The organism is Desulfocicer niacini (genome assembly GCF_054657595.1).
In genome coordinates this window covers 144,071-166,178 of the sequence record NZ_BAAHYK010000003.1, presented here as the reverse complement: position 1 = coordinate 166,178, position 22,108 = coordinate 144,071, and the positions used below count along the sequence as shown (strand labels likewise).

Genomic DNA, 22,108 nt, shown 5'->3' with positions numbered 1-22,108 from the left:
AAAAAGAATAGTGTTTTAAACACCATGATCCTGTTTTTATATCACTTTTAAGGTCAGGAGACAGACAATGACAAAACAAGCCGTTCATCCAGGAAAACTTCTCACCCTTTCGGGTGCCTATTGGGAAACCTGTGCCCTGCACGGGGCTGTAAAGCTGGACATTTTCACCGCCATTGCTCCTGAAGGTACCACAGCCAAAGGTGTGGCCGAAGAAATCAACGCTGAACCCAGAAGCGTGGCCATGCTCCTCAATGCACTGTGCGCCATGGATCTCCTTGAAAAAAAGAAAGATCTTTACACCAACACCCCTCTTTCAAGCACTTTTTTATCCAAGGATTCCCCCCGGTATGTGGGTTTCATGATCATGCACCACCATCACCTGGTGGAATCCTGGTCTCGGCTGGACGAGGCCGTGATGTCTGGGCAGCCGGTCCGCGGCCGCATTTCCCATGAGGACGACACCCGGCGGGAAAGCTTTCTCATGGGCATGTTCAACCTGGCCATGGGAATGGCACCCACCCTGGTGCCCACCCTTGATTTAACAGGAAAAACCCGACTGCTGGATCTGGGGGGAGGCCCCGGCACCTATGCCATCCATTTTTGCATGCACAACCCGGATATCAGGGCAACGGTATTTGATCTGCCCACCACCCGTCCTTTTGCGGAAAAGACCATAAAAAAGTTTGACATGAGCCATCGTGTTGATTTTCAGGAAGGAAACTTCCTTGAAACACAGATTAAAGGCAGATACGATGTGGTGTGGATTTCCCACATATTACATGGGGATTCACCGGAAGATTGTAAGCGCATCGTTAAAAAGGCCGCCCGGGTGCTGGAACCGGGGGGCATGATGATCATACATGATTTTATTTTGAACAATGAAAAGGATGGTCCACTGTTCCCTGCCCTTTTTTCCCTGAACATGCTCCTTGGCACCCAGGGGGGGCAGGCCTATTCCGAGGATGAAATTCAAGGGATGATGGGGCTTGCGGGGATAAAAAATATTTACAGGACGTCCTATGAGGGCCCCATGATGTCGGGAATTATGGTGGGGACAAAGGATTTTGCCAGTTCATGATACATAATTTATCCCCATTTTCACCTGTCTTACCCTGCCACATAACATTTGTATGACAAGAAGCTCCCAACAGGCGAATATGGGGCACAGCCCAAAGGCCCGCATTACCAACCCGAAGATTTAGGTTCCAAGCATTGTATAGGCCACCCAGGCCAGATATGGTGGACTCCAATGTGTGAACAGCCATTGTGCTTGGATAAGCTCTGAAGATTTTAATTTATTTTTTAAAAAAAAATGAAAAAGCAGTTGCGGGTGGAACCTTTTTTTATACGCCTGCAAGACGTGTAAAAAAGTTACATCAGTCATAAATTAGCCTCAACCACTATGCTGCTAAATCCATTGATTGCTTTTTAAAGTAAATCTCATCGGGTGTCCAGTTGTTTAATGATTGATGGAATCTTTCCTGGTTGTAATAGGGGAACCAAGTTTTCAATCCGCTGCGAAGCTCAGCCCCATTTTGAAAGGTTCTCAGGTAAATGTAGTGATACTTCAAAGTCCACCATAATCGTTCGATAAAAATATTGTCCTGATAACGTCCTTTGCCATCCATACTGATTTTAATTTCATGCTTTTTAAGGGTACCGGTAAAAGCGTCACTTGTAAATTGACTCCCTTGGCCAGTGTTGAAAATGTCAGGGGGGCCAAAACGATGAATGGCTTCTTCCAAAGCATCCACACAGAAATCACTTTCCATGGTATTTGAAACACGCCAGGAAAGTACCTTATTATCCTCTTCGTTATAGAAGGGTACTACAATACTCAGATATGGCTTTGGGGGATGTGAATCCGCTGTTTTCTGCATTTGTTTTCCTGTTGTTTCATATTTTTTCCGATGGGGCAAAGGGAAAAATCACCGTGGCACTGCACCACTGTCCCGGCACACTGTCCATGATCACTCTGCCACCATGCAGAGTTGCTATCTTATCAACAATGGTAAGCCCGAGACCGGAGCCACCATACTTTTGGGATCGAGATTTTTCCACCCGGTAAAATTTTTTCAATACCTGTTTTAGTTCGGCTGTCGGTATCCCCATCCCGGTGTTCCAAACGGATATATGAATCTCATTATTTTTTTCAACACAATCCAGTTTTATTTTTCCTTCCTGCCGGTTGTATTTTACTGCATTGTCCACAAGATTAATGAGCAACCGCTGGATTTTTTCCCTGTCTCCCATCATCTGGTACCTAGAAGGCACTGCATTTTCAATTTCAATGCCGGATTGTTCAAACATTACCTCAAAATCATCCAGCATCCTGGTCACCATATGGCCCAGATCAAAACATTCAAGATGCAGGCTAGTTTTTTGATCAAGGGAGGATATATCCAGAAGATTTTTCACCAGTCGTCCCATGCGTCTTAGAATATGGGTCTGATTAATGAGTTGACTTGCGTATTCACGGGGCAGATCCCGACGTTCCATGGATCGCTCCATGAACAGCAAGAGCATGGTTATGGGGCTTTTCAGTTCATGGGCCGCATCGGCCACCAGCTGTTTTTGGCTGGCAAAGGAATGCTGCAGCCTGTCAAACATGCGGTTCAACGAATCTGCCAGATGGTACAGCTCATCAACATTTTCACCAAGGGGAATGCGCCGGGTCATGTCACTTGCACTGATCTCCGTTGCAAGGGTGTTTATTTCAATTATGGGCTGCAAAATTTTATTGGTAAGCAGATGACTCAATACCAACAGAAGAATCCCTGCCACACAAAACCCCATGACAACAATGGAAATCAATTCATCAATTTCCTGGTCAAGGGCCTCAACGGATCTTGCAATCTGAACAAAAAAAACCGTTTCAGCCACATTGATCTTGAAATGGTTGACCCTGAAAGTAAGGGTATTGTTGTCTCTTTTATTTTCCTGGTTTGACTCTCCTTGAAAAAGCAAACTGTTTTCCGGAACAGCAGCATCATAATTGTATTCTTCTTTGTTGGGTTGAAAGGGAATATCAATACGTTTTGCAAGTGTTGATGCAAACACTATTTTTTCGTTTATATCAAACACCTTTATCCAGTACTGCTGATCAAAATCAAGCAATTCTTCAAACAAATGGGCATCAAAGACGTTGCCTGGAACGTTCGCCAATGGCTTAAAATCTTCTCTTATGGCAATTTCCAGCTCTTCATCCAGTGTTTCATAGGCAAGCTCAGAGGCTTCAAACAAAATAATGGAGGCAAGCACCAGATTAATCAGCAGGCCAAGGGAGGTAATCCATAAATTTATTTTATGTCTGATCTGCACGCGTCATTCCCTTTCACTGGATGTGCAAGTTTTGGGTCTGCTCATAACATGGGCCAACGGGGTCAGGTGTGTGAGCTGGCACGCATATTTCATATCCATCCCCCCTTTGATGCTGCCAGATCAAAAATCTTCGCTTTTGGGGCTTACCACCTTTAGAAACCCGGCGGTTTTATCAAAAACCCCTTTTCGGTCACGGGTTCCGGGAACGCGTTATTCTTACCCCTCCACCATAGCCCCCTATTATGAAGAACTCATGAAGACACAAGCCATAAAGACGTATTGCATAGTCAAGGCTAAGCGTTAAGATGACAAATTCAAAAGCGTATTGCACATCGGCAATCCTAAAATGAAGTTTTGACCTTGCGGTAGACTCTTTTAAGGGAATCTGCAGTTTTCACAGCTCAGGTCGCAATTCTCCCCCCAAAGTAGCCCACGTTGTGAACAAGCCCGACAGAGAGTGTTACCTGAAGTTTATTTAACCATGGGGTGCTCAATCACAAAACCCAGCCCCCGCACGGTTTTAATAATATTTTTATCACTGGTTTTTTTACGGATATTTTTAATGTGCACGTCAATAAAATTGGACATGGTGAATGGATCAAAATCGTCTCCCCACACATGTTCGGCAATATTAAACCGGGAAACAACCCTATTTTTATTGTAAAGCAGAAACTCCAGTATTGAAAACTCCTTGGGGGTAAGAGGGATGGGAACCCCTTGCCGTGTAACACAGCGGGCAATGGTGTCCAACGCCAAATCCCCTGCCATGAGAATCGAATCGGTATTGTCTCCAGAGCGTCTCAAAAGCGCCCGGATTCTGGCCATGAGCTCATAGATGGAAAAGGGTTTGGCAAGATAATCATCGGCTCCACGGTCCAGACCCATGATTTTGTCTTCCAGGGAATCCCTTGCCGTCAGCATTAAAACAGGCGTGGTGATGTCTGCCTGCCTGGTCTCCTTTAAAACCGTCAGACCGTCAATTTTGGGGAGCATTATATCAAGCACTATCAGATCATAAACCCCATCAAAAATCTTATCCAGGGCTTCGGCACCGTCCTGGGCACTTTCAACCATGTAATGCTGCTCCACAAGGCCTTTGCTCAGATGGGATACAATTTCAGGTTCATCGTCCACAATTAATATTTTCATACATCTCCTTTAAATTATGATCGTGGAGGCCTTTAACGATAAAAACCTTATGCCTAACCTGGACAAGCCAGAACTCAAAAAGTTTCCTGATCCTCTTGCCCCAATAACACCAAAATCAGAGATAAGCGACTAATCAACGGGGCTCACAAGTTGCCTTGCAAGCCCCTGAGTCTTTAGCTCAGGGGCTGGTAATGATTATGACACATCTTGAAGGGCCATGGTCACAAAGGGGCTGGGGTCTTCATCCTGGTAGGTTTCCTTGATTTCCAGAATCTCTTTTTCCACGGCAAAGAAAGCGTCCACCACATGGGACGCAAAGTGACTCCCCCGTCCCTCACGGATGATGGCAAAGGATTTTTCCAGTGAAAACGGTTCCTTATACGGCCTCCGGGAGGTCAGGGCATCGAATACGTCGGAAATGGCCACGATCTGTCCCACCAGGGGAATTTTTTTGCCGGCAAGTCCACGGGGATAACCGCTGCCATCCCATTTTTCATGGTGGGCCAGGGCGATGATCTCGGCCAGGCGTAGATGGGGACTTTCCGCCTTCCCCAGGATGCGGGCACCCATGGTGGTGTGCTGTTTCATGATGACCCACTCCTCCGGGGTGAGTTTCCCCGGTTTGAGTAGAATTCGGTCGGGAATGCCGATTTTACCCACATCGTGCATGGGAGCGGCATGGAGAATACGAGTGCAGATATCCTTTCCGAAACCCAACTGGCGGGCCACGGCCGCTGAATAGTTGCTCATGCGCTTGATATGGGCACCGGTGTCCTCGTCCTTGTATTCCGCAGCTGTACTGAGACGATAAACGGTATCAAGGGCAGCCAGTTCCAATCTGGACATGGCAATTTTAAGATCCTGGGTTCGGCATTCCACTGCGGCTTCCAGTTCCGTCTGGTAGTGTTTCATGTAATCATGATAGGCTTTAACTTTTACCAGGGAACGAACCCGGGCAGTCAGTTCACTTTTGTCCACGGGTTTGGTTAGAAAATCATCGGCCCCGGCTTCCAGGGCTTTCACCCGGGCCGTTACATCCTGAAGGGCCGTCACCATCACAATGGGAATGGCCAGGGTTTTTTCCTGGGATTTCACCTGACGGGCCACCTCATATCCGTCCATGCCTGGCATCATCACATCCAGCAGGATCACGTCAGGAGAGATTTCATTAAGCAATTCCAAAGCCTTTTCGCCATTTTCAACCAGCTGTACCTGGCACCCCATGGGGATAAGCATGGCCTCCATGAGACGCAGGTTACGGGGCTCGTCGTCAACCACCAGTATGGTGGGAGAATCAGGGATATTTATCATTTTTCACTTTCCTTTTGTGTAGCTGAAAGTTGTTCTTGGGGATACAGGATCTCCTCATCCGGGACCAAAGGAATGGTAAAGCAGAAACAACTGCCCTTTTCCAAACCATCGCTATGCACCCATATTCGTCCTTTGTGCATCTCAACAAAGCGTCTGACCAAGGGAAGGCCCAGGCCCGTACCCGGGGTTTTGTCGGTAATACCGGCCTCCACCTGAAAAAAGCTCTCAAAAATCTTATCCAGATGATAGGGTTCAAGCCCGCTGCCCGTGTCACGAATGCAGATTTCAACACCCCGTGTACCCGGAGGTGTGCAGGTTCCCGAAATATCCGACGATGCACTCTCTTTACCAGGTACATCGGATGGCGGACAGACATCCGGCACGATACGACCAGTGATGGTTATGGTGCCGCCCTCGGGGGTGAATTTTGCGGCATTGGAGAGCAGATTGTTGAAAATCTGCTTGAGTTTGAGGGCATCGGCATGGAGACGGATGCCGCTAAACGTTTCGGGCAGCTCCCGGATCAGGCGTATCTGTTTTGCCGCCATCATGGGTCCGGTAATTTTAAGAGACGCTTCAATAACCGGATCAAGGGCCGTGGGGGCGGCTGAAAACCGCATCTGCCCGGCCTCCACCTTGGAAAGATCCAGGATATCATTGATCAGGGCCAGCAGATGACGTCCAGACTGAAGTATGTCATCCACGTACTCCGACTGACGCTCGTTCAAAGGACCAAAAAACTGATCAAACAACACCTCGGAAAATCCGATGACGGCATTAAGGGGGGTACGCAACTCATGGCTCATGCTGGCAAGGAAATTACTTTTGGCGATGTTGGCTTTTTCGGCTTCAGCTTTTGCGGTACGCAGCCGATCTTCGGCTTGTTTACGCTGGGAAATATCCTCCACCACAGATATGAAATAGCGGGGGGTGTCGTCAGGATTGCGCAACAGGGAAACGGTAAGGTTGCACCAGACTGGATACCCATTTTTGCGGATGTATCGTTTTTCCATGGAATATCGAGAAATTTTACCATCAATTACCTTTTGAAGACGTTCCATATCCACGTTCAGGTCATCGGGATGGGTAATCTCCTGGAAATCCATGAACTTCAACTCCTTTCGCTCATACCCCAGGATATTACAAAGCCGTTGATTGACGCGTATGAACCTTCCTTCGGGGGAGACATGGGCGATACCCACAGCGGCCTGTTGAAATGTGCTTCGAAACCGGGCTTCGGATTTGTGCAGAGCCACGGCCACCTTTTCCCGACGATCGATCTCCTTTTTCAGATGGTCATTGACCTGGGAAAGGTGTTGGGTCCGCTGTCGCACCTGTTCTTCCAGCACGTCATTGGCCTGCTGAATTTCCTGATACAGCTGTCGGGTAATTATTTCCGCAGCAATGTGGGTGGCAAACACCTCTATGAGTTGGAGATCTTCGGCGGTAAATCCCTTGGGATGTTCGCAGTTACTGATATAAATGGCGCCTAACAGCTTATTTTTATAAAGGATGGGGGTACCAAGGAATGAGCCCATGGGGGGATGACCATGGGGAAACCCCTGGAATCGGGGATCCTGGTGCATGTCCTCAATCAGGATGCTTTTCTGTTCCTGGAGCAGTGCCCGGACCAGCCCGGAGCGGGGCGGACAGCGGGGGATGGCCCGGTGGACCTCAGAGGAAAATCCCACGGAAAAAAACTCGGAAATTTCTCCATCCTCATCGGTCAGGCCGATGGCAGCGTACCGGGCTTTGATGAGATCCTTGGTTGATGTCAGGGCCAGGGTGAGCATTTTTTCCAAATCCAGACTGCCGGAGAGAAGACTTGTGGCCTGGAAAAGACCGTCTTTCAGGGTGAGGAGATTCTTGTGAAGCTGCGTGTTTCTTTTACGTATCACCATGTGTCGGGCCACGCCCCAGGACACCAGGGTGGCGACCCCGGTGAACACGATTAGAATAAATACAAGGCGCAGGTTCTGTGAACGCAAGGTGGCCTGGATCTGATCCCCGGGGGTATGGTAAATGATCTTCCAGGCCAACGGCTCCGGGCTGTCAACCAAAATCTCCTTACCATCGGAGTTGTTTTGTTTCAGGAAGGTGTGACAGTCCCGTACCGGATAAAGGGTGATAAAGGAGAAAAGACCATTGGGGGTCATCACCTGCCCTTCTTCCTGGTGGGCAATGGCTTTTTCCCATGCCTGGGGGAAACGGTTTTGAAAGGTAAATTCTGACCGTTCTTTGAACATGAAACCCCATTCCGTTTCCGGCCGGTCGCTGAGAAGCCAGTATCCTTCCTGGTTGATCAAGTGAGGATTGATGGAAAGTTTCCCTTCTGGGTAGGAGTGCCGCATCCGTTCAAGGAAATATTTGCCTTTGTAATTAAGAATGACCATGCCTCGGTATTGCCCGTTGCTATTGTAAAGGGGCGTGGCAATACGGATCATGGGTTTGAAGGGGCGTTCAATGACCTTATTTTCCACGTTCAGGTCCAGGGGAGACACGAAAACGGCATTGGGGGGCAGTTTTCGGGTCTCTTCCACATAATAGCGGCCCGCCTTGTTCTGCAGATCCAGCGAAGGGACCTGGAATACCGTGTGATCTGTGCTCTGGATACGGATTCGTTCCATGCCCCGGTGGTCGATGAATCGAATCTGATCATATGCCCTCTTGTTCCGGGCCATGGACAGGGCCAGGCTGCTGAAGGGAAGCAATTCCGATGAATCACCATTTTCAATAAATCGGCCCAGGTTCTCCTGCTGGGCCAGCACCATAAGATCCGAAGTGATGGAACTGAAAATGTCTACCATGGCGGTGTAGTGAATCTTCACCTCCTCCTTCTGCATTGTTTCCAATTGAAGGATAAAAGACCGGCGTTTGGCCAGGTGCTGGGGAACAAAGAGCAGAGGGGCCAGAAGAAGGCAAATGCTGAAATAGATCAGGAAAAACCCGCGCATCTCCTTGAATTGGATGGGTTGTTCCATCTGGGATGCCGTCATGTTAAGATGCATCAAAAAACCGATCCACAAGGTTAACAAAATCTCGTGTGTTAATGGGTTTGGTCATGTAATCGTCACATCCGGCTTCCAGAATGATCTTTTCATCCCCTTTCATGGCCCATGAGGTCAGGGCCACCACCGGGATGGAACGGGTTTCCGGCAATTCTTTAAGCTTGCGGGTGGCTTCCAGGCCGTCCATTACCGGCATCTGAATATCCATGAGAATCAGCTGGGGAAGATATTTTACAGCGGCCTTAATGCCTTCAAGACCATTTACCGCTTCCACGGTGCGGTATCCCTTGTACTGAAGCAGATCCTTTACCAGTTTTGCGTTTTTTTCGTTATCTTCTATGATCAAAATCAGTTTGTCGTTCATGAATCAAAGATCCTTCATTTATCGGTGATAAGCGCCTGACATCACCGTAGTCGTGGTCACGGATGATCTCCTGCTGGGGTGTGGACAGAGGACATCTTAATTATTCAGCGCCATCACAAGTAACAATTCTTAATTATTATCAATATTAGATATCAAAATCTCTATTGTTAACACGTTATAAATACAAAACATAAATGACGATAATATGCAAGTTAAGCGTCAAAAATTTACGTATACAAACACTGCTCTGAAGCCTGCATTGGAATTATTTTGACGATCCAATGCCTGGAATGCCTGGGTCACATCTCCTATCCTTGCCTGGCCATGGTCATAAAGGGGCTGTGATATTTATCATTTTTCAAGTTCCTCTTGTGTCACTGAAAATTTTTCTTGGGGGGTATGCAGACCATCCTCATCCGAGGCCAGGGGAATGGTAAAACAGATGCAGCTGCCCTTTCCCAAACCGTCACTGTTCACCCATATATGCCCTTTGTGCATCTCCACAAACCGTTTAACCAGGGGAAGGCCCAGGCCGGTGCCCGGGCTTTTGCCGGAAATGCCGTTTTCCACCTGAAAAAAGCTCTCAAAAATTTTATCCATATGCCGGGGGGCCAGACCGATGCCCGTGTCCCGGATGCAGATTTCAACACCCGGCACAGCCTGTGAGGTGATGGTTTGTGAGGCATTCAGAGGTGCATGGTCCTCTCCAGATATCTTGGATGGAGGACAGACATCCGGCACGGTTTTACCGGTGATGGTTATGGTGCCGCCCTTGGAGGTGAATTTAACGGCGTTGGAAAGCAGGTTATTGAAGATCTGCTTGAGTCTGACAGGATCGGAATGGAGATAAATCTTACTGAATTCTTCCGGCAGATCGCGGATCACCTGGATCTGTTTTTCCTTTATCATGGATTCGGTGATTTTCAGGGATTCGACCATCACCGGTTCAAGGGCGGTGGAGACGGGTGAAAAACGTGTTTCTTTTGTCTCCTGCTTGGAAAAATCCAGGATGTCATTGATCAGGGTCAGCAGATGTTGTCCCGATTGAAGGATATCGTTTAGGTATTCCACCTGTTCCTTTTTCAATGGACCGAAAAATTGATCCAGCAATACCTCGGAAAACCCGATGACGGCGTTCAGGGGGGAACGTAACTCATGACTTATGCTGTTAAGAAAATTACTTTTGGCCATGTTGGCCTCTTCTGCTTCGATTTTTGCGGCGTACAGCTGGGCTTCGGCTTTTTTGCGCTGGCTGATATCCTCCAGCACCGAGATAAAATAGTGGGGGGTGCCGTCTGAATTGCGCAGCAGGGATACACTACGGTTGCACCAGATGGGATGACCGTTTTTGTGGATGTAGCGTTTTTCCATGGCGTACCGGGAAATTTTGCCGTCAAGCACCTGCTGAACCAGGTCAAGATCCTCCGGTAGATCACTGGGATGGGTGAGTTCCTGAAGGTCCATCTGCAGCAGTTCACTGCGATCATAGCCCAGGATATGGCAGGCTCGTTCATTTATTCGGATCACTTTTCCTTCAGGGGACACATGGGAGATGCCCACGGCGGCCTGCTCAAAGGTGCTACGGAAGCGGATTTCAGATCTTTGCAGGGCCTCGGCCACCTTTGTCCGGCGCTGGATTTCCTTTTTCAGCTGCTCATTGGCCTGGGAAAGGCGCTGGGTATGCTTTATCACCATGTAGCGTGCCCCGCACCAGGACATCAGAGTGCCGCCCCCGGTGAACAGGATCAGCATGAACGCAAGGCCCATATTCTGAGAGTTCAGGGTGGCCTGGATCTGTTCCCGGGGGGTATGGAAAATGATTTTCCAGGCCAATGGGTCCAGGCGGTCCGCAAATATCACTTTAATATCGACTCTATGTTGTTTCAAGAAGGTGCGGCATTTCTGTACCGGGTAAAAGGTGGCAAAAGAAAAAAGACCATTGGGGGTCATCACATGTCCTTTTTCCTGGTGGGAAATGGCCTTTTCCCACGCCTGGGGGAAGCGGTTTTGAAAGGTGAATTTTGACCGTTCTTTCAACATGAAGCCCCATTCCGTTTCCGGCCGATCACTGAGAAACCAGTACCCTTCCCGGTTGGTCAAGTGAGGAATGATGGAAACGTGCCTGCCTGGGGTGGTTTGCTTCATACGTTCAAGGAAACCTTTGCCTTTGTAATTCAGAATGACCATGCCCCGGTATTGCCCGTTGGTATTGTAAAGGGGTGTGGCGATGCGAAGCATGGGTTTGAAGGGGCGTTCAATGAGGTTATTTTCCTTATTCAGGTCCAGAGGAGACATGAAAATGCCATTGGGGGGCAGCTTCCGGGTTTCTTCCACATAATGGTGGTGGGCCTTGTTCTGCAAATTCTTCGAAGAAACCTGAAAAACGGTGTCCCCTGTACTCTGGATACGTATTTGTTCCATGCCCCGGTAGTCGATGAATCGAATTTTATCATATACATTCTTGTACTGGTTCATGGACAGGGCCAGGCTGCTGAAGGACTCCAAATCCGCAGGGTCACCAGTTTCAATAAAGCGTTTCAGGCCCTCCTGGTGGGCCAGCACCATGAGATCTGAAGTGATGGAATTGAACATGTCCGTAATGACGGCGTAGTGAAGATTCACCTCTTCCTTCTGCATGGTTTCCAGCTGAAAGAAAAATACCCGGCGCTGGGTCAGGTACTGGGGAAGAAAAATTACAAGGGCCAGAAGAATGCAGATGCTGAAATAGATCAGGAAAAATCCGCGCATTTCCTTGAATCGGATGGGCTGTTCCATCTGGGATGTTGTCATGTTAAGAGGCATTAAAAAACCGATTCACAAGGTTAATAAAATCTCATGTGTTAATGGGTTCGGTCATATAATCGACACATCCGGCCATCATTGCTTTGCCGGCAAGGTTGCGGGTGTTTCCTGTAACAGCAGCAACTGTTCCAGCATCACGTCCAGGGTGTCGGAGTCATGCCCGGAAAAACTGGCAACCCGAAGGGGAGTGGACTGTCGGGTGGAAAACGTGTTCAGAATCCGATTAATGCGATCACAAAAAACGCTACCGCCAGAGGTGTCGGTTTCCTGGAGGATAAAGACAATGCTCTCCTTGAGCTCAAATTCCGCGTAGTCGTGGGTACGAATGCTCTTTTGCAGGGCCGTGCGCAGGGCATCACATTTCGATTGATGGATATCCTTACTGGGCCAGACCCGGCAGATGGTGTAACAGCGCTTGTGACGCCTGGACAGCGCGTGTATGCGCTGGAGATGTGTCAACAGTTCACTGTCCGGTAAGAGCCGCTCCCATTGTCTCCGGGCCTTGGAATCGGAGGCGAGTCTGTTGCCTGATGCCGTCATAATGGGCAGCTGAAGGGTAAATCGGCTGCCCTTGTCCGGTCCCGCACTGTGGGCAGTTATGGTGCCTCCATGGAGTTTGGCCATTTTTTTGCTCAGGGGCAACCCCAGGCCCGTACCTGAGGTGTTGGCCCGGATGCCCGCCGATGTCTGGTAAAATTCATCAAAAATTTGAGGCAGATCTTTGGAGGAAATACCGATGCCGGTATCTGCGATGCTGATAATCAGGCGCGACTGGTTTCCCATACGCCCGACAACCTCTCTTATCCAGTCTGGAGGGATGGGGGCGGTATCGGAAATATGACCAGGATCCAACACCATCATATCAATGGTGATAGCGCCCCCGTCCGGGGTGAATTTAACGGCATTGGAAAGAAGGTTGAAGACAATCTGTTTAAGTTTGCGTTCATCGGCGGGCAGGGTAAGTTTGTAGCACTGATCTTTAAAATCAGTTTTCACCGTAATGCCATGATGGGCTATTTTTTCTTTGAGCATGACAAGACCCGTGTGAATCACATCGGTCACCTTGACCGTTGAGATCTCCAGTGTCATTTTACCAGCCTCCACCTTGGACAGGTCCAGGACATCATTGATCAAAGATAACAGATGCCGTCCAGCACCGAGGATGTCGTCGATGTATTCACTCTGTTTATCCGTCAAAGGACCAAAAAACCTATCCTGAAGCACCTCTGAAAAGCCGATGATGGAATTCAGGGGTGTGCGCAACTCATGGGACATGCCTGCCAGAAAATCGCTTTTAGCGATGTTGGACGTCTCGGCCGCCTGCCGGGCTTTCTCCAACTCAAGAAGCATACGCTTGTTTTCGGTAATATCTTCCTTGACTGCCACATAATGGGTAATGGTGCCCCGGGAATCGCGCAGAGGAGAAATGGACGCATGTTCCCAGTACAGGGTACCATCCTTCTTTTTATTGCAGAATTCTCCCCGCCACTCCTTTCCCTGGTTCAGGGTCTCCCACATCTCCAGGTAAAAGGCTTTGGGCTGGATTTCGGCGTTGAGAAGCCGGGGATTGAGTCCGATGACCTCGGCCACGGCATATCCAGTGACTTCACAGAATTTTGAATTGACATATTCAATGGCACCATCCGCATCGGTGATTACCACAGAGGCGGGACTCTCTTCCACGGCCCGGAGGAGTTTTTTTATTTTCTCTTCCGGATGTCCGTTTATAAAAAAAGAGGGGAGCACATCACCTCCCTGCCCCTCTGCAGTTTCTTCAAGGGTGCAAAAGCTACAGGAACAGCTTCCCGCTGGTTCCGATGCTTCCTGGGGCACCGTCGGGCAGGAGGTCTCTTTGGAGGCGGCGCAGAGAAGGTCCAGCACCCTGACTGGAGTCTCTGCCTGAATCAGCAGATTTTCCCCCGGAATTTTCATGAACCCCTGATCCATGGCATGATCCAGGAAACCGGTAAGACGATTCCAATAGTGGTTAACGTTTAAAAGAGCGCAGGGTTTGACATGAAATCCCATCACGCTGAGAGTGAGTACCTCAAATAACTCCTCCAGGGTGCCAATGCCCCCGGGCAAGGCAATAAAGCCGTCAGAAAGCCTGATCATAAGACGCTTGCGCTCCTGTATGGTATTCACCACGTGAAGCCTGGACAGATCAGGATGAAAATTTTCCTTATCCTTCAGGGACTGTACCGTAACGCCCACCACCCGGCCTCCGGCACACAGGGCTTCATCTGCCAGCGCTTTCATCAGCCCGGTGTTGGCCCCCCCATATACGCAGGTCATGCCGCGGCGGGCCAGCTCCCGGCCCATGTCCCGGGCTGCCTGCACATAAAGCGGGTTGGTGCCTTCATTGGAGCCCAAAAAAACACAAATGGATTTCATCAAAATATCATACTCCATACAAAAATTTAGGATTTTGTTACACAATCAGCCATTCAGGGAAGAGATCAGGCTCACGTTATTGATACTTGTACTTAAAGTGAGCAGGCCAAATAGGGAAAGATGGGGTGCTGGCCGACTATTTAATCCAAAATTTGGCAAATTTAAATGCCCATATTAAGCGCATTTAATGCTTTTTAAGGCACCCATCATATGAACAAAAAAATAGTGTACACTTTTTAAGGAATCGGTCTTAAAACAAATTACCCATTTTGCTATATCCGGGAGCGCGGACGTCTCGTCGGCGTTCCCAGGTAAGAACATTGCTCTACTAAAGTGTAAAGCGGGAATGAAATATTCCCTTTTTAAAAAAATCCCAGAAACGAAACAGTTGGTCTTTTAATCACAAACAGGAAAATAAAAATGCCAAAAATACAATCAAACTGTCACTTATAACATGCTTTGTTTTGCATTGCCATAATAAAAGAAAGAATGATATCATCCTTGGTATAAATTATGATAAATATTCGCCCAACCCGAATATTTACAAATTGTGTGTGTCTGCATTTTGCTTTGTATGCACCTTTATCATCCGCAATACCACGCAATACCAATGGAAAAAAAATAAAACCATTGATTGATCTTAGAAGTGATAGGGTAACAAAACCCAATGAGGCCATGCGCGACTGCATGGCCCGGACCGAGGTAGGGGACGATGTTTCCGGTATTCTGGCGGCGGCCGGACTGTATGCACTGGAAAACAATGTCCAACGGCTGGCCCTTGATCATGAGAATGCCGCACGCCTTGCAACAGGTCTTTCCGCCATTGACGGCATGGACATCTCCCCGGATTCCGGGCAGACCAACATGGTATTTGTTTCCACACGGAGAAAAGGGAACGGTCTGTCATCCTTTATGAAGGAAAGAGGCATACTGATCTCCGGTGAAGATCATCTCCGGCTGGTCACCCACCTTAACATCAGCTCCAGCGTCATTGAGGGCTTTAAAGCCTTTTTCAATTCACAGAAGAGATAAACGAAACCCATTACCGAATACCCCTTATGACAGCTTCCTCCTGCAACAACCACTATTGAAAATGGCATTATGCTGACCCCAAAAGCAACCCCCAGCACTCACTTCCAAAGGCCACCCGGTCCCGCCTTTTCCATGCATGGCAAAGGCCATGTATAGAAAAGCCCTGGGTCAAAGCGAAATGACACGGAAGCGATGGGAATGTCTTTGGAAAATCGGATCATCTGATCAACACGCGTTTTTAAGCCGTTCCAGCACATAGGCCACGTAAAGATCTGCGGCATCCATACCGGTGGCCGTATGGATGCCTTTAAATCCACCAAAGGCGGACACTTCAAACACCACAGGACCTTCGGATGTCTCGGCGACATCCACGCAGGTGAAATCAAGCCCGAACAGGGCCTGGGCGCGATGGGCAAGGGCAATGATATCCGGTGACGGCTCACAGGCCCTGTATTTTCCACCGGACCGGGTGGTGGTATTCCATGAAGCCCCCTGAGCACATCTGGCATAGGTGGTAAGATATTTCCCGCCAAGAAAGACGAGCCCCAAATCCTGGCCGCCGAAATCCACTCTTTTCTGGATGTACATCATGCCATATTTTTCAGAAAAGGATTTAATTCTCTGGCGACAATCACCCGCCGGCTTCATCACTTCCATCCCCCTGGCCTTGGAAGAGAACATGGGTTTTAAAACGGCTTCCCCGTAGGTCTCCACCACTTTAAATGCCTTTTCCGTATCTTGGGTAATGGTGGTGGGCGGCATGGGAATACCCCCATTTTTCAGGGTCACGGTGCAGCTCAGCCTGTTTAATACCCCAATGATACGCCGGGGATCTGAAAAAACAGGCACCCCCCGCCCCTGAAGGAATCTTAATATTTCAAGGTTATCCAAAAGACCCGGTGAATAATGTGGCCCTGCTTTTTTAACCATAAGGGCATCCAGCCGGGAAATATCCATCTCTTCATGCCAGACATTGCCGGTGCCAAGATCCAAGGAAACGTGCTTGAAATCGATAATAAGGCGAAATCCGGTTCTCCTTTCAACGGCATCGGCCAGTCTTTCCGAAGACCAGCCCCCCGGGGTTCCCACCACCCCTATTTTTATCATGATTTTTTCTCCATTTCGAAAAACCTGAATCCAATTTTTCAGTTATAAAGCAGTATTTCCCTTGGAAATTCGAAGGTCTCCCAGGGGTTACCCTGATGATCAATTATCCGGGCCATCAACTGGCCAGCATTGCTGGACATATCCCTTGCAAAGCCCCTGTTCAACTCAAAGCGTGTGGAAGTCAAAAAACATCTGGCAAGTGCAAGGCTCAGTCTGGCCTCAAAGGTCTTATCTCCCTTGAGAAGCGCAAAACTTCGAAAGATCTCATAAAATTGATCTGAAACCCTGTTTAAGCGGGCACGAAGATCTGCCTCAAACACCGGCATCCTGAAATTTGAAATCAGAAAAACGGCGGCATCCTGAACATAATCTCCATCCTGGGAGCGGTACAGGTCAATGTAATGGATTTTTTGCTCGTCATGATTATAGACAATATTATTTGTATTAAAGTCGCCATGGATAAACACAGTGAACGGTGCTGGCAATGCGTTTTCAAGGCTCTGGCAGGTTTTCACAAGGTCGAAAGTGGGGGTGCGGTCTGGCCCCTTGCGGGAACGACGGGAGCGGAAAAATTTAGGATGAACCCGATCAACTGCGGCAAGGCGATCCATGAGCTGTTTCATGTAATCGGTCTGGAAAACCTGGGGCGTCAAGGTTTTGTTCCATACATCCATGAGGGTTTGCTCCAAAACAAATGTGACATTGTCCATCACTTCGGGACTTTCCGTTAAAAATACCTGATCCAAGGTACACCCGGCAAGATATTCCACCAAAAGGGAGGCGGTCCTGTATTTTTCATAATATCCCAGCACCTTTGGCGCAAGCCCGGGGTAAATATCCTCCCACCTTTGAATATTGCCCCTTTCCTTCTGAATCTTTCCGATCTTTCCTTCCTTGAAAATCCCCTGGGCTTTAAAACCCGATGGTTTTTTCCGGCTCACCTTGCTGATGCGACACCCCGAACGGGACCCCCAGATGGATGCAAAATCAATGTCACCCAGACTGCCTTTAAATCCCGATTCCGTCAGGGTTTTTTCCAGGGCCTCCACCTGGCGGATTTTAATGCGATCCCCCATGATGGCAAAAATAAGCGCCTCTCCAATGTTTAAAATGGAGTCTCCGATGCGTTCCAGGTATCGAAAAATAAAGATAGTGGTGACCAGGTTGGTCACCTCATCCCCTTTTTTAAGATCTTCCAGAAGAATATTAAAGGTTTGGGCCCACATGTCGTCAAGCTTAAATTCGGCGCGGCAGATCTCCAAGGCCTGGGAAAGGTTCCCATGGTCAAAGACCCAGGTAACCCTGTGTATACTGGTTTGAATTTCCATAAACATGGACTGGTAATCATATTTCTGGATAAAATCCTTACTGGTGAGGTATTGGGTCTGACGGGCAATGTTCACACAGAAATCGGCAATCCGTTCAAGATTGACACAGATAATATGAAGTGCCCGCATACGATTCAAGGGTGCCATATCCGGAGATTTTGCCATATGATAAATATTTGAAAAGCAGGCGTTTTCCACGGTGGTCTTTAAATTGTCGATGTAATCGTCCTTGGCGGTTATCTTTTCCAGCACATCAATATTAAAATCAGAAAGCAGGCCATGGGTGAGCATAATCTGATTTTCCGTCTCAATGGCGAGCAGCTTGAAATTCCCGATGATATCCTGCATGATGCGTCATTACCTTTATGGTAGATTATATGTTTTCTGGGGTTTGGTCAAAACATGGGCCACTTTGGGCTGGGGTCCGCCCTTGGCGATTTTTTATACAAAACTCATTATAACATTCTGTAATAATGAGACTTTCAATTTTCGTTGTGGCAGAGGGTTACTGCCATGCATGTTTTATATGAAAAGGCAGCCTCCAAGGCAACCTCAGCAGAGCCGCCCCCTCCGATGGGCAATAGGAACCGGACAGTTGAGCTGTCTACAATTCCGGTCCGGGACCATTGCCCGTCGGGGGGGCGGCGGCATATTGCCATTTGGCTCCGCGTCTGCGACCCATTATTCGTTGTGTCCGGCAGGACATGCCCTTTATATGGACAAGCGGATCTTATATTCTTCAATCACCCGTTTTCGGCTTACGTTACCCTTGATAAGTTGTTTTCCGATGTCAAGATCATCCCAGGGGGGCTGCACGCCTATTTCGCGTTGCGCTTTGGTGGGATCCTGGGTATCAGTATCTTTTATTTTTTCTCCAAAATGGGTATCGTCTCCCATTAATATCAGCAATTTCCGACCGAAACGGCCCTGTTTTTCGTTCATCCCCTGGATCACGGATATAAGAAAATCAGTATAGCGATGGGACTGGGGATTCCAGACCTCCACCCCGTCCACATCGTAGCCCGCCAGGAGCACTGGCCAGAACTGCTCGGGATGGGGAATGATAATTCCGGCGTTAAGCGCCCTGGCCTCTTCAATTATCTCAGAGGTTCTGAAAAAATACTTCAGAGAAAAACCGGCCTTAACGATTTTCTTCACCGCCGTCAAATAGGTCTGTACCCTGTCAATAAAGGGATCTCCATATTCAGGCCGTAACAGATCAAAAAAATTCCTCAATACCTTGTTTTTCATGGCAGATGGAGGAAGCTCGGAGTGGTTTTGATCAATGAGGGTTTCTATTTTTTTCACATATATCCGCACAAAATCAATCAAGTCAGCATCTGCACCTGTCTGGCGGGCAGCCTTTTCAATCCGATCTTCCCGGGGCCGGATAATGGTATCCATAAAGTCAAACAGCTGGGAAGAACGATACCTGAAGGTATGATCCAGCATTTTCTTCAACGTATGCGCCTTTCGGACATTGGCTTCCTTAAAATGCAGCAGCAACTGTACCTTCTGGTTAAACCCTTTGGAATAACAATCCACTTCAACACCGGCAAACCCGTCAAACGCCAGAATCTCATTGTGCTGGGTGGGAATGATCAATTCATCTTCCCGATGGGGAAAAAGTTGATCCAAACGTTGTGAAATCAACTCCATGGGAATAAATTCTGGATGCCAGTGAACAGCCAGAACCGATGTCTGACGTGGAAATCGTTTTTCGGGAAAAACAATTCTGTTTTTCTGTTCTGTATTGAGGGTAAAGGAGACCACTTCGAAGAAAAAATCATAATCCTCCTGGGTGATCTCCCGGGGAATCTTTTCAGATTTACCCCAGACAGCTTTCAGGTTCGGCTGATGCGTTGACTGTTTCATGATTTTATGTTTTTACGATTTTGGCCCGTCATCCATGGAAAATGCATCATTGAAAATGTCAATAAGCCGGGCATTCTGGCGCATCATCATCAAACAATTACCGCTGATGGCATAAAAGAGAATACTCAACCGGGTCTTGGAGGAGTCGTCTCTGATACGCTGGATCTGATTTTCATTACAGGTGTTAATCAATGTTTTCATATTGTTGAATTCTGCAATGATATTCTCATGCTGGAGCAGTTTTTTTTTATTAAATGCCTCTTCCATCATGGACAGGATGTTGACCACACAGGCTCTTATCTGCTTCAGCTCTTCTATCTGTACCGGCAAAAGCCCCGAGTGGCGGTTGCTCACATGGCGGGTGGAGCGGATAATGATATCCCTGTGGCCATCAGAAAGCTTCTGAAGACGTCGGATAATCTGATAATAATTATAGGAGGTTTTGATATCTTCCTGCTGCAGCAGTCTCAGAACCTTAAATATATTGGCAATGATGATATTGGTCCACAGCTGAAATTGCTTCACCCGGTCACGTTCCTTTCTCAAACTGTCCAGATCTTCTTCAAAAAGGGCATCAAAGCCGATAACAAGGGACTCCCGGATATTTTTAAGGAGATAGGCAAGATGATCGAATGTATCAGAAACGGCATCCTGAAAATTATTCACCTCGTTCATGGTGAAGATATTGATCTCATCTTTCTCTTGTTCACGGCTTTTATGCTTGATCTGATTTTTCCAGATAAGAAAACCTGCCATGACCACAAGGCCGATAACCCCCAGAATCTGAAAATGAAAAAGAACCAGGGCAAACACAAACGAAACCACAAATGCAATCAGGGCCGTCATGAACCAGCCCCCGATGACAGTCAGAACACCGGTCACTCTATAAACGGCACTCTCTCTGCCCCATGCCTGATCTGAAAAAGAGGAGCCCATGGCCACCATAAAGGTGACATAGGTGGTGGATAGCGGCAGTTTGTACGAAGTTGCCAGCGATACCACGGCACTGGCCACCATGAGGTTCACCGATGCACGAATAAGGTCAAATGACGGTTTATCTTTATGATTTAAGGCAACAGAAGCTGTGACGGGATTAAATCTCCTGGCCACGGTAATGCGAATCTCTTGGGGAATCAGCCGCTTTATGGAACCAAAGGTCGAATCCACCATATTAACGATTTTTCGGGAAAGCCAGATGGATTCAAATCGTTCGGTGCCCTCATCTTGCTGCCCCAGACTTATTTCTGTCTCTGTTACAGTTTTGGCTTTTCGGGAAAGCCAGAGGGTAAGAACCATGATGGCCCCGGCCAGGAGCAGAAGAACGGTATGGGAATGAATCTGTTTACTCAATGCCGTCATGGCGATACCCATGGGGTCCGTGGAGGCTATGGCCGTCTGATAGGCATTTAACCCTGCCAGGGGAACCCCGATGAAATTCACCAGGTCATTGGCGGCGAAAGCCATGGCCAGGGCAAAGGTTCCCACAAGAATAATAGGTTTTAAAATGTTCACCTTGAAAAAGCTCAACATCACCTGAAAAATAACCGCAGACACGCCAAAGATAACGCACATGATCAAAAAAGAGTGCCCTTTAATCCAGGTCACCATCCCGGGAGTCATGAAGGTGGAACCCTTGGCACCCTTGATTAAAATAAAAAAGGTAATGGCCGTCATGGCCACCCCGCCCCACACGGCACCATATTTTTTCAAACGGGGTTCATAATCAAAGGTGAAAAGCAACCGGGAAAAAAATTGAACCACGGCCCCGGAGAAAAAAGCCACAATAATGGAAAGCAAAATACCAAAAACAATCATCATTGCCTTGGCCGTATTGATGTAATCCCATATGGCCATGGTACCGTCCACAGCGGTCATGATTTTGATCAACGACACGGCTACGGCAGCACCTAAGAGCTCAAAAACAATGGATACCGTGGTGGAGGTTGGAAGTCCGTGGGTGTTAAAAAGATCCAGAAGCAAAATATCGGTGAGCATCACTGCCAGAAAAATAGTCATCAGATTGGGCATGGTGAAAAACTGGGGATGAAAAATACCTTTTCGGGCCACCTCCATCATGCCTCCAGAGAAGGTCACCCCGGCAAGAATTCCCAGGCTTGCAATGAGCATGATGGTTTTAAAAGGAGCGGCTTTTGAACCGATGGAGGAGTTAAGAAAATTAACGGCATCGTTGGATACTCCCACCACAAGATCAAACACAGCAAACAATAAAAGGATGCATACCGCAAAAAAATAAAATTCTATATTCATTTTTTATACCCGATAAGTAGATGATTTAAAAAATAGCGGACAAAATCGCCTTTTCCTGATGTTTAATAATCCAGATTGGGTATGATCACAATATTAAAACAAAATACTAACACAATACTAACAAACAAAATTTAATCAAAAACATGTAA

Annotated in this window: 14 protein-coding genes; 2 read left to right on the top strand and 12 right to left on the bottom strand. The window is 47.8% G+C overall.

What is annotated here, in order from left to right; translation table 11 throughout:
* Positions 1-67: 67 nt before the first annotated feature.
* Positions 68-1,078: a methyltransferase gene (locus ACYQ2M_RS02605; RefSeq protein WP_459914754.1), complete on the top strand. Its 1,011-nt coding sequence runs from the start codon at positions 68-70 to the stop codon at positions 1,076-1,078.
* 322 nt (positions 1,079-1,400) lie between these two features.
* Here ACYQ2M_RS02605 and ACYQ2M_RS02600 read toward each other — a convergent pair whose 3' ends face one another.
* From ACYQ2M_RS02600 to ACYQ2M_RS02565, 8 genes are all read right to left on the bottom strand, one after another.
* On the bottom strand, positions 1,401-1,880 hold the full coding sequence (locus tag ACYQ2M_RS02600; protein ID WP_459914753.1) for a transposase: 480 nt from the start codon (positions 1,878-1,880) through the stop codon (positions 1,401-1,403).
* Between the two features lie 16 nt (positions 1,881-1,896).
* On the bottom strand, positions 1,897-3,321 hold the full coding sequence (locus ACYQ2M_RS02595) for a sensor histidine kinase (RefSeq protein ID WP_459914752.1): 1,425 nt from the start codon (positions 3,319-3,321) through the stop codon (positions 1,897-1,899).
* Positions 3,322-3,792: 471 nt separating this feature from the next.
* The gene (locus ACYQ2M_RS02590) at positions 3,793-4,470 is read right to left on the bottom strand and encodes a response regulator transcription factor (RefSeq protein WP_459914751.1); all 678 of its coding nucleotides are present in this window, start codon (positions 4,468-4,470) and stop codon (positions 3,793-3,795) included.
* A 195-nt stretch (positions 4,471-4,665) separates the two neighbouring features.
* Positions 4,666-5,781 (bottom strand): response regulator, encoded by a 1,116-nt coding sequence (locus tag ACYQ2M_RS02585; RefSeq protein WP_459914750.1) that lies wholly within the window; start codon positions 5,779-5,781, stop codon positions 4,666-4,668.
* Complete coding sequence (locus tag ACYQ2M_RS02580) at positions 5,778-8,789, bottom strand: PAS domain S-box protein (protein ID WP_459914749.1); 3,012 nt, start codon at positions 8,787-8,789, stop codon at positions 5,778-5,780. Before ACYQ2M_RS02580 ends, ACYQ2M_RS02585 begins: the two co-directional genes overlap by 4 nt.
* Entirely contained in the window at positions 8,779-9,153 is a 375-nt protein-coding gene (locus ACYQ2M_RS02575) for a response regulator (RefSeq protein ID WP_459914748.1), read from the bottom strand. The genes ACYQ2M_RS02580 and ACYQ2M_RS02575 overlap by 11 nt, the downstream gene beginning before the upstream one ends.
* Before the next feature lie 351 nt (positions 9,154-9,504).
* Complete coding sequence (locus ACYQ2M_RS02570) at positions 9,505-11,928, bottom strand: sensor histidine kinase (protein ID WP_459914747.1); 2,424 nt, start codon at positions 11,926-11,928, stop codon at positions 9,505-9,507.
* Positions 11,929-12,030: 102 nt separating this feature from the next.
* The gene (locus ACYQ2M_RS02565) at positions 12,031-14,349 is read right to left on the bottom strand and encodes a TIGR00730 family Rossman fold protein (protein WP_459914746.1); all 2,319 of its coding nucleotides are present in this window, start codon (positions 14,347-14,349) and stop codon (positions 12,031-12,033) included.
* A 630-nt stretch (positions 14,350-14,979) separates the two neighbouring features.
* Between ACYQ2M_RS02565 and ACYQ2M_RS02560 the strand changes: the two genes are divergently transcribed.
* A complete protein-coding gene (locus ACYQ2M_RS02560) occupies positions 14,980-15,381 on the top strand; it encodes a beta-eliminating lyase-related protein (protein WP_459914745.1) in 402 nt (133 codons plus the stop codon).
* A gap of 225 nt (positions 15,382-15,606) precedes the next feature.
* Here the strand turns inward: ACYQ2M_RS02560 and ACYQ2M_RS02555 are convergent, their stop codons facing one another.
* From ACYQ2M_RS02555 to ACYQ2M_RS02540, 4 genes are all read right to left on the bottom strand, one after another.
* A complete protein-coding gene (locus ACYQ2M_RS02555) occupies positions 15,607-16,488 on the bottom strand; it encodes a GAK system ATP-grasp enzyme (protein ID WP_459914744.1) in 882 nt (293 codons plus the stop codon).
* A gap of 38 nt (positions 16,489-16,526) precedes the next feature.
* Positions 16,527-18,164, bottom strand: coding sequence for a PhoU domain-containing protein (locus ACYQ2M_RS02550; protein ID WP_459914743.1), 1,638 nt, complete (start codon positions 18,162-18,164; stop codon positions 16,527-16,529).
* Between the two features lie 363 nt (positions 18,165-18,527).
* A complete protein-coding gene (locus ACYQ2M_RS02545) occupies positions 18,528-19,691 on the bottom strand; it encodes a hypothetical protein (RefSeq protein ID WP_459914742.1) in 1,164 nt (387 codons plus the stop codon).
* A 12-nt stretch (positions 19,692-19,703) separates the two neighbouring features.
* Positions 19,704-21,959: an inorganic phosphate transporter gene (locus ACYQ2M_RS02540; protein ID WP_459914741.1), complete on the bottom strand. Its 2,256-nt coding sequence runs from the start codon at positions 21,957-21,959 to the stop codon at positions 19,704-19,706.
* Positions 21,960-22,108: the final 149 nt, after the last annotated feature.

Excerpts from the sequence above, each read along its gene's own strand:
- ACYQ2M_RS02605 (WP_459914754.1), top strand. The coding sequence starts at position 68 with ATGACAAAACAAGCCGTTCATCCAGGAAAACTTCTCACCCTTTCGGGT.
- ACYQ2M_RS02600 (WP_459914753.1), bottom strand. The coding sequence starts at position 1,880 with ATGCAGAAAACAGCGGATTCACATCCCCCAAAGCCATATCTGAGTATT.
- ACYQ2M_RS02590 (WP_459914751.1), bottom strand. The coding sequence starts at position 4,470 with ATGAAAATATTAATTGTGGACGATGAACCTGAAATTGTATCCCATCTG.
- ACYQ2M_RS02585 (WP_459914750.1), bottom strand. The coding sequence starts at position 5,781 with ATGATAAATATCCCTGATTCTCCCACCATACTGGTGGTTGACGACGAG.
- ACYQ2M_RS02580 (WP_459914749.1), bottom strand. The coding sequence starts at position 8,789 with ATGCATCTTAACATGACGGCATCCCAGATGGAACAACCCATCCAATTC.
- ACYQ2M_RS02575 (WP_459914748.1), bottom strand. The coding sequence starts at position 9,153 with ATGAACGACAAACTGATTTTGATCATAGAAGATAACGAAAAAAACGCA.
- ACYQ2M_RS02570 (WP_459914747.1), bottom strand. The coding sequence starts at position 11,928 with ATGGAACAGCCCATCCGATTCAAGGAAATGCGCGGATTTTTCCTGATC.
- ACYQ2M_RS02565 (WP_459914746.1), bottom strand. The coding sequence starts at position 14,349 with ATGAAATCCATTTGTGTTTTTTTGGGCTCCAATGAAGGCACCAACCCG.
- ACYQ2M_RS02555 (WP_459914744.1), bottom strand. The coding sequence starts at position 16,488 with ATGATAAAAATAGGGGTGGTGGGAACCCCGGGGGGCTGGTCTTCGGAA.
- ACYQ2M_RS02550 (WP_459914743.1), bottom strand. The coding sequence starts at position 18,164 with ATGCAGGATATCATCGGGAATTTCAAGCTGCTCGCCATTGAGACGGAA.
- ACYQ2M_RS02545 (WP_459914742.1), bottom strand. The coding sequence starts at position 19,691 with ATGAAACAGTCAACGCATCAGCCGAACCTGAAAGCTGTCTGGGGTAAA.
- ACYQ2M_RS02540 (WP_459914741.1), bottom strand. The coding sequence starts at position 21,959 with ATGAATATAGAATTTTATTTTTTTGCGGTATGCATCCTTTTATTGTTT.